This window comes from Flammeovirgaceae bacterium (assembly GCA_015180985.1).
Taxonomy (GTDB): domain Bacteria; phylum Bacteroidota; class Bacteroidia; order Cytophagales; family Cyclobacteriaceae; genus UBA2336.
Genome location: CP054185.1, coordinates 2,051,620 through 2,066,464 on the forward strand (window position 1 = coordinate 2,051,620; position 14,845 = coordinate 2,066,464).

A 14,845-nucleotide genomic window follows, 5' to 3' on the forward strand; every position below is an offset into this window, starting at 1 on the left:
GACGCCAGAACGCTGGATGTAACCTTAGAATTGCAGTGTAATTAGCAGTTTACTGATTTATAGTCCATTATGGAAATCATCTGTGTGTTTTCAGGATATTCTTTTTTGTTGTTGGAAGCAATAAGTACAACCCTGTTTGCCGCCTGTTTTTTAAGCAGGTCAAGGTACCATTGAAAAGCCTGGTCATCCAGGTTGGTACCCGGTTCATCCAGAAAAATAACCGGAGCATCGGTATAGAAAGCCAGCCCCAGTTTCAGGCGTTGCTTCATGCCGGATGAAAAATTGCCGATGGGTTTTGCTGCAGCTTCTTCAAGGTACATCGCTCTTATCACTTGCTGAGCCGAATAACCCGGCCATACTGATTTTAATCTGAAATGGAAGTCAACCATTTCGGCCAGTGTAAATTCATCAATCAAATCCATGTACGGTGCTGCAATAGCCACCTTATTAAATAGCGTATCCAGTTCAAGGATTTTTTTATCAGTTTCATACGCTATGGTTCCTTCGGTTGAAGGTAGTTGTCCCCACAGCATCTGCAACAAGGTGGATTTACCTGAGCCATTGGGGCCGGTTACGGCATAAATATTACCGGAAATGAACGTGTAGTTAAAATTTCTGAAAAGCCAGCCGGTCGTAAATTTTTTTCCCAGGTTAGTTGCCCGTATGGTTAGTTGGGCATTGGAGTTCAGTTGTGTATCAATCGGCTGCGCCATAGCCTTTCATGATACCGCGTTCAGAACTTTGAATAAAGTTAATGATGTAGTCACGCTCTGTGCTTTCCGGAACGGATTGCCTCACTACATCAAGTGCTTTCAGGTTGTTGAGGCCTTTCAGGAATATGTAACGATAAATCTCCTGAATCTCAGAAATTTTTTCAGAGGAGAAACCCCGCCTGCGAAGTCCAACGGAGTTTACACCGGCATAAGCCAATGGTTCGCGTGCAGCCTTGGTGTAAGGCGGAACATCCTTTCGCACAAGCGATCCACCGGAAACCATTACGTGCGCACCCACTTTTACAAACTGGTGCAAGGCACTTGCTCCGCCAATTATCGCCCAGTCGTCAATGGTAACGTGGCCGGCAACCTGAACGGAGTTAACCAGGATGCAATGATTACCGATAATGCAATCGTGGGCTACATGAACATACGCCATGAGCAGGCAGTTTTTTCCGATAACGGTTTTCATTTTATCGGTGGTGCCCCGGCTGATGGTAACATACTCCCGGATAACGGTATTATCGCCAATATGGGTTTCGGTTTTTTCTCCTGCAAACTTCAGATCCTGGGGGATAGATGAGACAGATGCCCCCGGATAGACTTTAACATTTTTGCCAAGGCGGGCACCATCCCACAGGATAGCGTTCGGGCCAATCCAGCATCCGTCATCAATTACTACATCGCGCTGGATGGTGGCAAATGCTTCAATGGTTACATTGTTGCCGATTTTGGCTTCGGGGTGAACGTTGGCTAGCGGGTGGTGGCTCATGCGTCTTTGCGTACAATACTTGCTGTCATTGTGCCCTCACACACCAGTGTGTTTCCAACAAATGCACGACCGTACATTTTAGCAATACCGCGCTTGATGGGCGCTACCAAATCACATTGAATTACCATGGTATCTCCTGGCAAAACCATTTTTCTGAAACGGAAATTCTCAATCCCTAAAAAGTAGGTCCAATAGTTTTCCGGGTCGGGCACGGTATTCAAAACGAGTATGCCGCCAATTTGCGCCATGGCTTCAACCTGAAGAACTCCCGGAAATACCGGGTTGCCCGGAAAGTGACCCAGGAAAAAATGCTCGTTCATGGTAACATTTTTCACACCGGCCACGCTTTCGTTGTCGAGGTAGATGATTTTATCAATAAGGAGGAACGGATACCGGTGTGGAAGGATTTGTGCTATCTTGTTGATATCCATTACCGGAGGAAGGTTGGGGTTGTACTTTGGTCTTCCCACCTTGTCGGCCTCCGACATGGCTTTCTTCAGTTTTTTTGCAAAGGCAACATTGGCGGCATGGCCCGGCCGCGCGGCCAGCACCTGCGCTTTAAGCGGACGCCCCGCCAGGGCCAAATCGCCCACTACATCGAGCAGTTTGTGGCGTGCCGGTTCATTTTTATAACGGAGGTCAACATTGTTTAAAATACCTTCGTGCCTTACCTCAACTTTGGGTTTGTTGAGCATTTTGGCAATGTTATCGAGTTCGTCATCTTTAACAACCCGATCGACAATAACAATTGCATTATTTAAATCACCTCCTCGGATCAGGTTGTTTTTGTAAAGCATTTCCAATTCGTGTAAAAAGCAAAATGTTCGGCAACTGGCAATTTCCTTTTCGAACTGCCGAATGTCGTTCAGTGAAGCATGCTGGCTGCCCAATACGGGTGAGTTGTAGTCGATCATTACGGTAACCCGGTAGTCGTCCAGCGGCAGTGCGGCAATTTCTACATTGCGTGCGGCTTCACGATAGAAAACGGGCTCCTGTACTTCGAAGAAATCACGGATGGCATTCTGTTCCTCTGTTCCAGCTTCTTTCAGTATGTCGATAAACTGAATAGAACTGCCATCCATGATCGGGCATTCCGGGCCGTCCAGTTGAATTATTACATTATCAATTTCAAGGCCTACAAGTGCTGCCAACGTATGTTCAATGGTGCTTACGCGTGCACCGCTTTGTTCGATTGTTGTTCCCCGCGAAACATCCACCACGTTATCGCAATCGGCATTGATAAACGGTGCCCCCGGCAGGTCAACCCGCTGAAATTTGATGCCGTGATTTGGCTTGGCCGGTACGAACGTCATATTGGTTTTGGCACCGGTATGCAGGCCAACACCCGAAAGCGTAACCGATTTATGAATGGTTTGCTGCTTGATATTCAACATAATAGGCAAAAAGTGGGCAAATTTAACCTTTAACCCACCGATATTCCAAACTTAATTATTGGGCCCGGTTCGCGTTATCCGGCTGATTCAGATACGGTGCGCGACTCCTGCTCCTGGCTGTTGCCGTAAATGCGATCTTCAAGTTGTTTAAGCCGGTAGCTGATGCTCGGTAATTTTTTAAATACCGTGTAAGCCCTGAAATACTCTTTTATATCGAATGCCGGATAGCCCAGTATGCGCTGGCCTTCTTCTTTAATGGATTTTGAGATGCCGGACTGGGCACCAATGTGGGTGTTATTGGCAATAACCAGATGGCCGGCAATGCCCACCTGGCCGGCTATCATATTGTTTTCGCCTACTTTGGTAGAGCCGGATATTCCCGCCTGCGCGGCAATAACGGTGTTCTTGCCGATTTCAACATTGTGGGCAATCTGGATGAGGTTGTCTAGTTTAACGCCTTTGCGGATAACGGTTGAATCGCCAAACAAGGTGGCGCAATCAATTACTGTGTTAGCACCAATCACCACGTCATCTTCAATTACCACGTTGCCCAGTTGCGGAATGGTTTTGTATGATCCATCGGCTTGCGGTGCAAAACCAAACCCATCGCTTCCGATAACCGTGCCCGAATGAATTACGCAATTATTGCCAATGCGCGTGCCGGCATAGAGTTTCACATTTGGGTGTAAGATTACGTTGTTTCCGATTTGTACATTATCGCCAACAAATACATGGGGATAAATCTTAACGTTGTCACCAACCCTTACATTGTTGCCGATATACGAGAACGCCCCCCGGTAAATGGCTTTGCCGGTTTGTGAATCTTTGCCGATATAGCTTGGTTCTTCAATTCCCGATTTCTGAAAACTAATCAGTTTGTGGTATTCCTCCAGTAAAACAGTAAAACTGATATACGGATCATCGACCTGGATAAGTGTGGTTGTAATCGGTTTGCGCGGGGTAAATTGTTTACTGACAATGACTGCGGTTGCCCCCGTGGTGTAGATGTAGTTTTCGTACTTGGGGTTCGACAGAAAAGCAACCTGTCCGGCTTTGGCATCCTGAATTTTAGCCAGCATAGTAATGCGGCCTTTACCATCGCCTTGTATGGTACCGCCCAGCATGGCGGCAATCTGTTCAACTGTAAATTCCATAAGGATTTGCCAGGAGTATTACAGGCTTAGCTCAACCCGGTGCAACCCCTGGTAACGCACCGAAGCCCATCTTACAAAGATACATTTTTAGGCCAGCAGAGGTAGTTTTTTTTAACGATTTTACTGATGGCCTTGATGCTCGGTAAATCGGATGCCTGAGCAATGTCCAGCAATTCGCCCGACCGCATCAGTACATTTATTTTCTGCCCTTCGGTATAGGCTTCGTTGCTCACCAGGCCCGTAGAAAACAGGTAGGGCGCATCCGACCGGTATACTTGATACCGGCTCACAATACCTTCGCGAACAGCGGCAAGTTGTGATTTCCGAATGGGCTCGTTGCCCAGTACGATCTGAAAAAGTTTTCGCTGCATCAGCATTTGTGACAGCGTTTTTAAAATTAAGTCAGAAGAGTTTTGCCACAGTTTAATGGCACCCCATATATCCAGGTCGTCCAGTTGGCCGTATAAGGCAAGTGTTGATTTGTTCTCTTTAAACGACTCTACGCTGGCGGTATTTTTTAAAAAGTGCATCAACGCTTCGCTGCACGTTACCTTTTCGCCTGCCTGCACCAGGTTGCGCGCCCGCCTTATCAGGTTCACCACCATCCGCTCGGCACTTAGTGTGGTTTTATGCAGGTACACCTGCCAGTACATCAGCCTGCGTGCATTTAATAAGTTTTCGATGCTGTAAATACCTTTCTCTTCCACTACCAGTTGATCTTTATGTACACCCAGTACCTCCACAATCCGGTCAACGCCAATGGTGCCTTCGGGTACTCCGGTAAAGAAGCAATCGCGGTTCAGGTAATCCAGCCGGTCAATATCCAGCTGGCTCGAAACAAGCTGGTTAAAGAATTTACGTTTGTAACTGTTTCTGAAGATTTTCAGGCTCAGATCAAGCGCACCATTAAATTGTCTGTTCAACTCGTTCATGAACAGGTAGGAAATACTCTCGTGCTTTATACCGGGCAGCAGGCTCTCTTCGAGGGCGTGCGACAGCGGGCCGTGGCCGATATCGTGTAACAAAACAGCAATTGAAGCGGCTTCGAATTCATCATCGGAAACAGAAACACCTTTAAGCCGGAGCGTGTCAAGTACGCGTCCCATCAGGTGCAGCGCACCCAGGGCATGCTGAAAGCGGGTGTGTTGCGCACCAGGGTACACCAGGTCGGTAAGGCCCAGTTGTTTAATATGGCGAAGGCGCTGAAACCACGGATGTTCGATAATATCGTACACCAATTCGCTTCGAATCCGGATAAACCCGTACACCGGGTCGTTAATGATCTTCTTCTTGTTCAAGGATTTCGAATCAAGGTAACAGATGAGTAACTTCGGGCAAATATTTGTATGATGCAAAGATACAGCATTTTGTGGGCTGATGATGAGATTGATTTGTTAAAGCCGCACATCCTGTTCATGGAACAGCGCGGGTATGACATTACCCCGGTCAATAACGGTTCGGATGCGGTGGAGTTGTGTGAAACAAAACACTTTGATGTGGTTTTTCTGGATGAGCATATGCCCGGACTTTCCGGTTTGGAGGCTCTCAGCCAGATCAAGGCAAGTAAACCCAATCTTCCGGTAGTGATGATTACAAAGAATGAAGAAGAACAAATTATGGAAGAGGCCATCGGGTCCAAGATTGCAGATTACCTCATCAAGCCGCTTAACCCTAGCCAGATATTACTGTCGGTTAAAAAAATTCTAGACAACAAGCGGCTGGTGATTGAAAAGGCCAACCTCTCTTATCAGCAGGAGTTCCGAAAAATCAGTATGGAGTTGCTGGACGACATGAACCACGAGGCCTGGGCCGAGATTTATAAAAAACTGGTGCACTGGGAACTGCAGCTTGACCAGGACGATAACCGCGACATGGCCGAAGTGCTTGAGTCACAAAAAACCGAAGCCAATGCCGGCTTTGCCAAATTTGTGATCAGGAATTATGAAAAATGGCTGAACGACCCCAATGCCGATAAGCCGTTGCTGTCGCACCAGCTGATGAAGCGAAAGGTTTTCCCGGAAATTGGCAAGGGTAAGCCGGTCTTCGTAATCCTGATTGATAACCTCAGGCTTGACCAGTGGAGAATGATTGAGCCGGTGGTTGCTGAGCATTTTACAATTACTAACGAGGCAACCTACTATTCTATATTGCCCACTACCACCGCCTACTCGCGTAATGCCATCTTTTCCGGTATGCTGCCGGCCGAGATGGCCAAGAGTCACCCGGAAATTTGGGTGGGCGAAGACGAAGAAGAAGGAAAGAATAATTTTGAAGACGAGTTCCTCGAAAAACAATTGCGCAAGAATAACCTGAACATCCGGTACTCCTACCACAAAATCAAAATTCTCGAAGAGGGTAAGGCGCTGGCTGATTCAGTAAACAATTTGTTTCAAAATGATCTGAATGTTATCGTTTACAATTTCGTTGACATGCTCTCGCATGCCCGTACCGACATGGCCATGATACGAGAGCTCGCACCCGATGAATCGGCTTACCGTTCCATCACCAAATCATGGTTTATCCATTCGCCCCTGCTCGACATTATGAAGGAAATTGCCGCTAAGCCGGCCCGGATAATCATCACCACCGACCACGGCACCATCCGGGTGAAGCGCCCTTTTAAAATTGTGGGCGATCGGAGCGTTAATTCAAACCTCCGTTATAAACAGGGTAAAAACCTGGGCTTTGAAGGCGATAAGATTATGCATGCCGCCAAACCCGAACGCCTTTACCTACCGAAGGTAAATGTCTCTACCTCGTATGTTTTTGCCATCGAAGATCAATTCTTTGCGTACCCCAATAACTATAACTACTATGTTAATTTTTATAAAGACACCTTCCAGCATGGCGGGGTAAGCTTGGAAGAGATGATAATCCCTATTATTTTCTTAAATTCGAAAAATGCGGCCGGTTGAAAAGACGCTGGTTTTCAGAAATATAAAATTGGCTGATTTAGACCGGGTTGCCAAAGCGGTGTTGCAGGCTGCCAGAGAGTGGCGTGTTTTTACCTTTACCGGTGAGTTGGGTACAGGTAAAACAACATTTATCAAAGCCATGGGTAACGTGCTTGGCGTAGTAAGTGTGATGAGCAGTCCCACGTTTTCGATTGTTAACGAGTATGAACTGAAAGATGGAACGCGTTTTTTGCATTTCGATTTTTATCGGATTGCATCGGAAGCCGAGGCAGCAGAACTAGGCGTAGAGGAATATTTTGATTCGGGCGATTACTGTTTTATAGAATGGCCCGACCGGATTACCTCGTTACTGCCGGATCGCTATGTTAACATAAGGATTGCCGTGCAGCCGGATAACCAACGACAACTGGAATTTTCAATTCATGGCGGAGAAAAAAAAGAGCGGATTTGAAACACTGGCCCAGGCAGGCCTGGCCACCCAGGAACAGATGCTTGCGGTAAAGAAAAAGAAGGGTACCTTCTTTCTTGGGCTTCCACGCGAAATATCCCTGCAGGAAAATCGGATTACGTTAACACCCGATGCGGTGGCCATTCTGGTAAATAACGGCCACCAGGTGTGGGTGGAAACAAAGGCCGGTGCCGGCTCCAAGTTTTCCGATCAGCAGTACAGCGAAGCAGGGGCAACCATTGTTTACTCCCCCCAGGAAGTTTATAAAGCCGATGTTATTCTGAAAATTGAGCCACCCACACTCGAGGAAACAGAATATATGCGGCCGGGCCAAACGCTGATATCGGCCATTCAATTAGGGCACCTGCAGCCGGAATACATACAAGCATTGCTTAAAAAGAAAGTTACCGCCCTGGCTTTTGAATTTATTGAAGATAAAGTGGGCGGCATGCCCATCATCCGGGCCATGAGCGAAATTGCCGGCAGCTCGGTGATGCTCATCGCAGCCGAGTATTTAAGCACTGCCAACAACGGCAAAGGCGTTATTCTTGGCGGCATTACCGGAGTACCGCCTACCAAGGTTGTGATTATCGGGGCAGGAACGGTGGCCGAGTATTCAGCCCGGGCCGCCCTGGGTATGGGCGCTGATGTTCAGATTTTCGATAACCACCTGTATAAACTCAGGCGCATTAAACATTTATTGGGCCAGCAGGTGTACACCTCCACCATTGATACGCTTACGCTGAGCGAGTCGCTAAAAACAGCTGATGTGGTAATTGGCGCACTGCGGGCCGAAAAGGGCAGGGCACGCATTGTAGTTTCGGAGGAGATGGTAAGCAAAATGAAACCTGATTCACTGATTATTGATTTGAGTATCGATCAGGGCGGTTGTGTGGAGACCTCGGAAATTACTACGCTAAAGAAGCCGGTGTTCAGAAAGTACGATGTGATTCATTACTGCGTACCCAATGTGGCCTCGCGGGTAGCGCACACTGCTGCAACGGCCCTCAGCAATATTTTTACGCCCACCATTTTACGGGCAGCCGAAGAAGGCGGGGTAGAGCAGATGATTTTCTCCAGCAAATGGTTTATGAAAGGCGTTTACACCTACAAGGGCAGCCTGACCAACGAGGCGGTGGGCCGCAAGTTTGGTATGAAGTACAAAAACATTGAGCTGCTGCTGGCCGCGCGGTTTTAGAACGTTCAAAGTTCACTCAACGTTTTCTCAAGCGCCTTGATTTTCGCCTCGGCATCGGCTTTTTTCTTTTTCTCCATTTCAATTACCTGAGGAGGGGCGCTGCTCATAAACCGTTCGTTGCTGAGTTTGCTGTTCACAGCATTCAAAAATCCACGCTGGTAGTCTATTTCTTTCTGTAACGCCACGCGCTGCGCCTCGGCATCAACTTTGCCGTTCAGCGGTATTGAAAATTCGGTTGACTGAATAACAAAATTGATTCCTCCGGGCACAGCCGGCTGGCCAAAACTTACATCGCTCAGGTTGCCCAGTTTTTTTATTACGCCTAAAAAAGCACTGCTCTGCAAGGCTGTATTATTTTTCACCTGAATTTTCAGTGGCTCCTTTGGCGACAGGTTTTTGGAGTTGCGGGTGTTGCGTATTTCGGCAATCACGTCAAACGCAAAGGCTGCTTCTTTTAAAACCGATGAGTCATACGGCTTAACCTTCGGCCAGTTTGAAACAATCAGGTACTCGCGCTCACCGCGGTTACGCAACTCGTGCCACAGTTCTTCAGTAATAAAAGGCATAAACGGGTGCAGCATTTTCAGAGCGCTTTCGAAAAACGAAACGGTTTTATCGTACGTAACCTGATCGATAGGTTGGTTGAACCCCGGCTTTACCATTTCGAGGTACCACGAACAGAAATCTTCCCAGGTGAGTTTATACACCGTCATCAGCGCATCCGAGATGCGGAATTTTTCAAAATGGTCATCCAGTTCCTGCAACGCCTGGTTGAGCCGGCTTTCAAACCAGGCACAGGCCGTTTGGTTTTCGGCAGGCTGTGGTGCAGGGTGTGTACTCCAGCCCTTCACCAGCCGGAAGGCGTTCCAGATTTTATTGGCAAAGTTGCGGCCCTGTTCGCACAGTTTCTCATCAAAAAGTAAGTCGTTACCGGCCGGAGAACTGAACAGCATACCGGTGCGCACGCCATCGGCACCATACCTGGCCATCAGTTCAAGCGGGTCGGGCGAATTGCCCAAGGACTTCGACATTTTGCGGCCCTGCTTGTCGCGTACAATGCCGGTGAGGTACACATTTTTAAAGGGCATTTCGCTCCGGTATTCATAGCCGGCTATGATCATACGGGCCACCCAGAAGAAGAGAATTTCGGGCGCAGTAACCAGGTCGTTGGTAGGATAGAAGTAGTTTAAATCCTTGTTACCCTTGTTGCCATCTTTAAATACTGAGCAATCAAAAACAGCTATCGGCCAGAGCCAGCTTGAGAACCACGTATCGAGTACATCCTCATCCTGCTTCAGCGACTCTTCATGCAGGGTAGGATTTTTCAGACTCAGTTGCTCGTAGGCTTCCTGGCGGGTTTTGGCAACAGCAAAGGTACCGTCAGGCGCATACCAGGCCGGAATGCGGTGCCCCCACCAGAGCTGGCGCGAAATGCACCAGTCGCGCACGTCTTCCATCCAGTGGCTGTAGGTGTTTTTAAATTTTGGCGGTATCAGCCGGATGGTGTCGTTCATCACGTTATCGAGTGCCGGTTTGGTAATGGCCTTCATTTTTACAAACCACTGCAGCGAAAGGCGCGGCTCAATTACGGCATCGGTGCGCTCCGAAAAGCCTACGTTGCTTTTGTAGTCTTCCACCTTGCTCAGGTAATTGCCTTCTTCGAGCAGTTTGGCAATTTTTTTACGGGCAATAAATCGATCTTCGCCTATGAGTATCTGCGCTTTTTCATTCAGGGTGCCATCATCGTTCAGGATGTCGATGAGATCGAGGTTGTGCTTTTTGCCTAACTCGTAATCATTCAAATCGTGCGCAGGGGTTACTTTCAGGCAGCCCGTACCGAACTCCATGGTTACGTACTCATCTTCGATGATCGGGATAGATCGGTTAATCAACGGTATGAGGGCACGCTTTCCTTTCAGGTGTTTGTATCGTTCATCGTTCGGGTTAATACAAATGGCTGTATCGGCCATAATGGTTTCGGGCCGTACTGTGGCGATGGTGACGAAGTCGTTAGTGCCTTCAATGGGGTAGTTGATGTAATACAGTTTTGACTGCACATCTTTATAATTCACCTCGTCATCCGAGAGAGCGGTTTTACCAACCGGGTCCCAGTTAATCATCCGCAGCCCGCGGTAGATGTAGCCTTTCCGGTACAGATCGATAAATACATCAATCACAGCATCGTAATAATCGGCATCCATGGTAAACTTCGTACGGTTCCAGTCGCACGAAGCACCCAGCTTTTTAAGTTGTTCCAGAATGATGCCTCCGTATTTTTCTTTCCACTCCCACGCATACTTAAGAAATTGTTCGCGGGTGAGGTCTGATTTCTTGATTCCCTTTTCACGCAGCATGGCCACCACCCGTGCTTCTGTAGCAATGGAGGCGTGGTCGGTGCCGGGTACCCAGCAGGCTTCCTTTCCCTGCATACGGGCCCTGCGGATGAGCACATCCTGTATGGTGTTGTTAAGCATGTGGCCCATGTGCAGTACACCGGTAACATTGGGCGGAGGAATTACAATGCAATAGGGCTCCTTTTGCGGGTTGACGGATGCACTGAAAAAACCCTTGTCCATCCACTGCTGGTACCACTTTCCTTCAACATCGGCAGGGTTATATTTAGTCGATAAGGCCATACAAAAACAAGAATGAGGGGCAAAATTAAGCAAAAGCGTCAACTGCCGGTTATGGCTTCATGCGGATTCGCCAGGCCGATGGATAGAGGTTATTGACCCGGTTGGCAAGTACGTTTACCCAGCCTAATGGAATGGTTTTGTAAGTAACAAGTGCAAAACCCGTATGAGTTGAATCAACGGGAATGCTTTCTTTCCGAAGATAGGCCAGGGCTTGTGGCAGGGATAGGTCAATGCATGGAAAGTTTTGAGTATTCAGGTGGACGGAAAGTGCGGCAGCATGTTCGGGTACCAGTTTATCCCGACCGGCCGTGGCAACTGCAGTGCCGGCCAGCAGCACGTTGAGGTGCTGAGTAAGGAATTCAATTTCATCAGCCCGATCACCAGGTAGTGCCCGAATAAGATTATTGTGCAGAAAAAAAGAAAACCCGTCATGATTTTTTAGCCAGTCACTTATCCTATCCCGTTCCTCTTTTTTAAGAGGTGCGATGTTGCTTTTTGGTTTTATCCGTATTTCGCTTTGCAGGGCTAACTTGCGGATGGCGGCCAGAAAAAAGCCTTCGCCTTTAACGCGGTGCGGATAAAACCGGTAACCGATAGCCTTACCGGTACTCACCCCGATGTTCCAGGATTTCTGAATGTTTAGGGCAACTGGCTCGGCTTCCCGGGTTTTTATCAGTCGTTCAATTACTTCTTCATTTTCTGAACGGTTATGGGTACAGGTGCTGTAAACAAGAATTCCGTTTTCTTTCAGTGCGGGCCATGCATCGTCAATAATCCGTTGTTGCCTGCGCGAGCATAACTGCACGTTATTCAACGACCATTCGCTTCGTGCATTTTCGTCTTTTCTGAAAAGCCCTTCGCCCGAGCAGGGTGCATCTACAACAACCATATCGAAGAACCCTTTCAGTTCACCAAAATCTTGCGGATCGTTATGCGTAACCAAAACATTGGCATGCCCCCACTTGATGATGTTTTCGGTAAGTATGGCTGTACGCCCGCGGATGGTTTCATTAGCAATAAGCAGACTATCCGGATGGAGTAAGCTGAGCAGGTGGGTTGATTTACCTCCGGGGGCAGCGCACAGATCGAGTACCCGTAAAGGTTTTTCTGTCAGTGCTGTTTGCCGGATTACCTGTTCCGGAAACATGGAGCTGGCTTCCTGAACATAATAGGCCCCAGCATGAAGCAGCGGGTCAAGGGTAAATACCGGTCGTTCGGCAAGGTAATATCCATACATGCTCCACGGCACGGGTTCGCCCTGGATGGTGACCGGTTTATGCGGATTGATCCGGATGCTGGTGCTTGCAGGTTGTGAAAGGCTTTGTTTATAGTTAACATAGCTGTTGCCCAAAAGGGCCTGCATCTGCACTTCAAACTCGGGCGGTAAGGTTACAGCATCAGCCATCCGGTTAAAGTTAATAGTTTTTGTTGCCGTGGTACCTGAGCAATCGTAATATCGGTAATCATTTCTATTTTTGACTGATTCATTGCTGAGCATGATTAGCGCAAACAATCCGAAACTGAAAAGCTGGGTAGAAGTACCCGCGGGGTCCGACTTTCCTATCCAAAACCTGCCGTTTGGTATTTTTAAAACCAAGTACCTCTCACCGGTAGCCGGAGTGGCTATCGGCAATTATGTGCTTGACCTGGTGTACTTGCATGAGCACGGGTTTCTGGATGGCCTCGGTCTGCCTCCCGGAGTATTTAATCAAACTTACCTGAACAGTTTTATGGCGCTCGGGCGAAAAAAGGCGCGTGAGGTACGTAACCGCATTTCGGAACTGCTTCGCCACGATAATGAGGAGTTGAAGGCCCACGTTGCCGCCCGCGAAATTGCTTTGATTCCGATGAGCGAGGTGCAAATGCTGATGCCCGTGCGGGTTGGTAACTACACCGATTTTTACAGTAGCGAGGAGCATGCCACCAATGTGGGCAGTATGTTTCGAGATCCGAAAAATGCATTACTACCCAATTGGAAGCATTTGCCGGTGGCTTATCATGGCAGAGCTTCATCCATTGTTGTATCCGGAACATCGCTGCACCGGCCGAAAGGACAGATTAAACTTCCGGATTCCGAAAACCCGATATTCGAACCAACCCGTAAACTGGATTTTGAACTGGAGATGGCCTTCATAACCTGTCAGGATACAAAACTGGGTAAACCGGTTTCGGTAGCAGAGGCTGATGATATTATTTTCGGGATGGTGTTGTTTAACGATTGGAGCGCGCGCGATATTCAGCAATGGGAGTACGTTCCGCTTGGGCCATTTCTGTCGAAAAATTTTGGTTCCTCTATTTCTCCCTGGATCGTTACACTGGATGCGCTTGAACCCTTCCGAGTGGCCGGTCCGGAACAAAAGCCGGAAGTATTACCTTACCTCAAAACAACCGGCACAAAAAATTTTGACATCAACCTGGAGGTAAGCCTGAAACCACAACAGGGTGAGGCGATTACCATTTGCCGCTCAAACACGAAATACCTGTACTGGAACATCAACCAGCAGCTGGCCCACCATACGGTTAATGGGTGCAACATCCAGGTAGGCGATGTGTATGCATCGGGCACGATTAGCGGTCCCACACCGGAGTCCTATGGTTCATTGCTTGAGTTAACCTGGAACGGATCAAGGCCGTTGCAATTACCCGATGGAAGCAAACGCAGCTTTATTGACGATGGCGACACGGTGGTGCTTCGGGGCTATGCCGAACGAGATGGAGTGCACATTGGCTTTGGTGAGTGCAGAGGAACAATTTTACCGGCTTTACAATAAACTATGCAGATAGACCCCAAAGAAACACCGGTACCTAAAATGCACAGCTACCTGCTTGGTGCTGTTGCCCCAAGGCCCATAGCTTTTGCCAGCACTGTAGATAAGGAAAGCAAAGTAAACCTGAGTCCGTTTAGTTTCTTTAATGTATTCAGCGCCAACCCGCCTATTCTTATCTTTTCACCCGCCCGCAGGGGAAGAGATAATACAGTAAAAAATACATACGAGAATGTACTGGAAGTACCGGAGGTGGTTATCAATGTTGTGAGTTACTCTATAGTGCAACAAACCTCTTTAGCCAGTGCCGAATACCCCAAAGGCGTGAATGAGTTTATCAAAGCCGGATTAACCCAAATCCCTTCCGTAAAGGTAAAGCCTCCGAGAGTTGGTGAATCAAAAATCAGCATGGAGTGTAAGGTGAATAATGTGATTAGCCTTGGCGATGGAGGTGCAGCCGGTAACCTGGTTATTTGCGAAGTCCTGCTGATGCACATTGATGACAGTGTGCTGGATGCTGAAGGAAAAATCGATCCGTTTAAACTGGATGCCGTGGCCCGTATGGGTGGTGATTGGTATTGTCGCGCAAACGGGGATAGTTTGTTCCGGCTGCCTCAACCGGGATTGAAACTGGGCATTGGCATTGAACAACTGCCGGAGGCCGTTCGAAACAGCCCGGTGTTCAGCGGTTCCGATCTGGCTTTGCTGGCCGGGGTCGAGCAACTTCCATCAGTTGTTCAGCCTGGTAAATGGGCTTCAGATACAGCCATTCATCAAAAAGCTAAGGAAGTACTTGTCCGTGGCGATGTTGCAGGCGCTTGGAGGATTCTTGCCGGCTAATTAACTGCGT

The 14,845-nt window shown here is 48.1% G+C and carries 12 protein-coding genes; 5 read left to right on the forward strand and 7 right to left on the reverse strand.

Annotated elements, in window-relative coordinates:
* Window positions 1–41: 41 nt before the first annotated feature.
* From HRU69_09640 to HRU69_09660, 5 genes are all read right to left on the reverse strand, one after another.
* Window positions 42–713 (reverse strand): ABC transporter ATP-binding protein, encoded by a 672-nt coding sequence (locus HRU69_09640; GenBank protein ID QOI97739.1) that lies wholly within the window; start codon window positions 711–713, stop codon window positions 42–44.
* Window positions 697–1,485, reverse strand: coding sequence for an acyl-ACP--UDP-N-acetylglucosamine O-acyltransferase (lpxA, locus tag HRU69_09645; protein QOI97740.1), 789 nt, complete (start codon window positions 1,483–1,485; stop codon window positions 697–699). The genes HRU69_09640 and lpxA overlap by 17 nt, the downstream gene beginning before the upstream one ends.
* Entirely contained in the window at window positions 1,482–2,876 is a 1,395-nt protein-coding gene (locus HRU69_09650) for a bifunctional UDP-3-O-[3-hydroxymyristoyl] N-acetylglucosamine deacetylase/3-hydroxyacyl-ACP dehydratase (protein ID QOI98880.1), read from the reverse strand. Before HRU69_09650 ends, lpxA begins: the two co-directional genes overlap by 4 nt.
* Before the next feature lie 77 nt (window positions 2,877–2,953).
* Window positions 2,954–4,033 (reverse strand): UDP-3-O-(3-hydroxymyristoyl)glucosamine N-acyltransferase, encoded by a 1,080-nt coding sequence (lpxD, locus tag HRU69_09655; protein QOI97741.1) that lies wholly within the window; start codon window positions 4,031–4,033, stop codon window positions 2,954–2,956.
* 71 nt (window positions 4,034–4,104) lie between these two features.
* A complete protein-coding gene (locus HRU69_09660; protein QOI97742.1) occupies window positions 4,105–5,331 on the reverse strand; it encodes an HD domain-containing protein in 1,227 nt (408 codons plus the stop codon).
* Between the two features lie 51 nt (window positions 5,332–5,382).
* Between HRU69_09660 and HRU69_09665 the strand changes: the two genes are divergently transcribed.
* The 3 genes from HRU69_09665 to HRU69_09675 are packed head-to-tail and all read left to right on the forward strand — an operon-like array spanning window position 5,383 to window position 8,594.
* Window positions 5,383–6,948 carry a PglZ domain-containing protein gene (locus tag HRU69_09665; protein QOI98881.1) on the forward strand — a complete coding sequence of 522 codons (1,566 nt, stop codon included), beginning with the start codon at window positions 5,383–5,385 and terminating at the stop codon, window positions 6,946–6,948.
* Window positions 6,935–7,399 carry a tRNA (adenosine(37)-N6)-threonylcarbamoyltransferase complex ATPase subunit type 1 TsaE gene (tsaE, locus tag HRU69_09670; protein ID QOI97743.1) on the forward strand — a complete coding sequence of 155 codons (465 nt, stop codon included), beginning with the start codon at window positions 6,935–6,937 and terminating at the stop codon, window positions 7,397–7,399. Before HRU69_09665 ends, tsaE begins: the two co-directional genes overlap by 14 nt.
* Window positions 7,371–8,594 carry an alanine dehydrogenase gene (locus HRU69_09675; GenBank protein QOI97744.1) on the forward strand — a complete coding sequence of 408 codons (1,224 nt, stop codon included), beginning with the start codon at window positions 7,371–7,373 and terminating at the stop codon, window positions 8,592–8,594. The genes tsaE and HRU69_09675 overlap by 29 nt, the downstream gene beginning before the upstream one ends.
* A 5-nt stretch (window positions 8,595–8,599) precedes the next feature.
* Here the strand turns inward: HRU69_09675 and HRU69_09680 are convergent, their stop codons facing one another.
* Together HRU69_09680 and HRU69_09685 are read right to left on the reverse strand one after the other, a co-directional pair.
* Window positions 8,600–11,230, reverse strand: coding sequence for a valine--tRNA ligase (locus tag HRU69_09680; GenBank protein ID QOI97745.1), 2,631 nt, complete (start codon window positions 11,228–11,230; stop codon window positions 8,600–8,602).
* 49 nt (window positions 11,231–11,279) lie between these two features.
* Window positions 11,280–12,635, reverse strand: coding sequence for an rRNA methyltransferase (locus tag HRU69_09685; protein ID QOI97746.1), 1,356 nt, complete (start codon window positions 12,633–12,635; stop codon window positions 11,280–11,282).
* A 91-nt stretch (window positions 12,636–12,726) separates the two neighbouring features.
* Here HRU69_09685 and fahA point away from each other — a divergent pair, with 91 nt between their 5' ends.
* Both fahA and HRU69_09695 read left to right on the forward strand, forming a co-directional pair.
* Window positions 12,727–14,001, forward strand: coding sequence for a fumarylacetoacetase (fahA, locus tag HRU69_09690; protein ID QOI98882.1), 1,275 nt, complete (start codon window positions 12,727–12,729; stop codon window positions 13,999–14,001).
* A 3-nt stretch (window positions 14,002–14,004) separates the two neighbouring features.
* Window positions 14,005–14,835, forward strand: a complete 831-nt coding sequence (locus HRU69_09695) for a flavin reductase family protein (GenBank protein ID QOI97747.1) — start codon at window positions 14,005–14,007, stop codon at window positions 14,833–14,835.
* The last annotated feature ends 10 nt before the right edge of the window (window positions 14,836–14,845 follow it).

Excerpts from the sequence above, each read along its gene's own strand:
- HRU69_09640 (QOI97739.1), bottom strand. The coding sequence starts at position 713 with ATGGCGCAGCCGATTGATACACAACTGAACTCCAATGCCCAACTAACC.
- lpxA (QOI97740.1), bottom strand. The coding sequence starts at position 1,485 with ATGAGCCACCACCCGCTAGCCAACGTTCACCCCGAAGCCAAAATCGGC.
- lpxD (QOI97741.1), bottom strand. The coding sequence starts at position 4,033 with ATGGAATTTACAGTTGAACAGATTGCCGCCATGCTGGGCGGTACCATA.
- HRU69_09665 (QOI98881.1), top strand. The coding sequence starts at position 5,383 with ATGCAAAGATACAGCATTTTGTGGGCTGATGATGAGATTGATTTGTTA.
- tsaE (QOI97743.1), top strand. The coding sequence starts at position 6,935 with ATGCGGCCGGTTGAAAAGACGCTGGTTTTCAGAAATATAAAATTGGCT.
- HRU69_09675 (QOI97744.1), top strand. The coding sequence starts at position 7,371 with ATGGCGGAGAAAAAAAAGAGCGGATTTGAAACACTGGCCCAGGCAGGC.
- HRU69_09680 (QOI97745.1), bottom strand. The coding sequence starts at position 11,230 with ATGGCCTTATCGACTAAATATAACCCTGCCGATGTTGAAGGAAAGTGG.
- HRU69_09685 (QOI97746.1), bottom strand. The coding sequence starts at position 12,635 with ATGGCTGATGCTGTAACCTTACCGCCCGAGTTTGAAGTGCAGATGCAG.
- fahA (QOI98882.1), top strand. The coding sequence starts at position 12,727 with ATGATTAGCGCAAACAATCCGAAACTGAAAAGCTGGGTAGAAGTACCC.
- HRU69_09695 (QOI97747.1), top strand. The coding sequence starts at position 14,005 with ATGCAGATAGACCCCAAAGAAACACCGGTACCTAAAATGCACAGCTAC.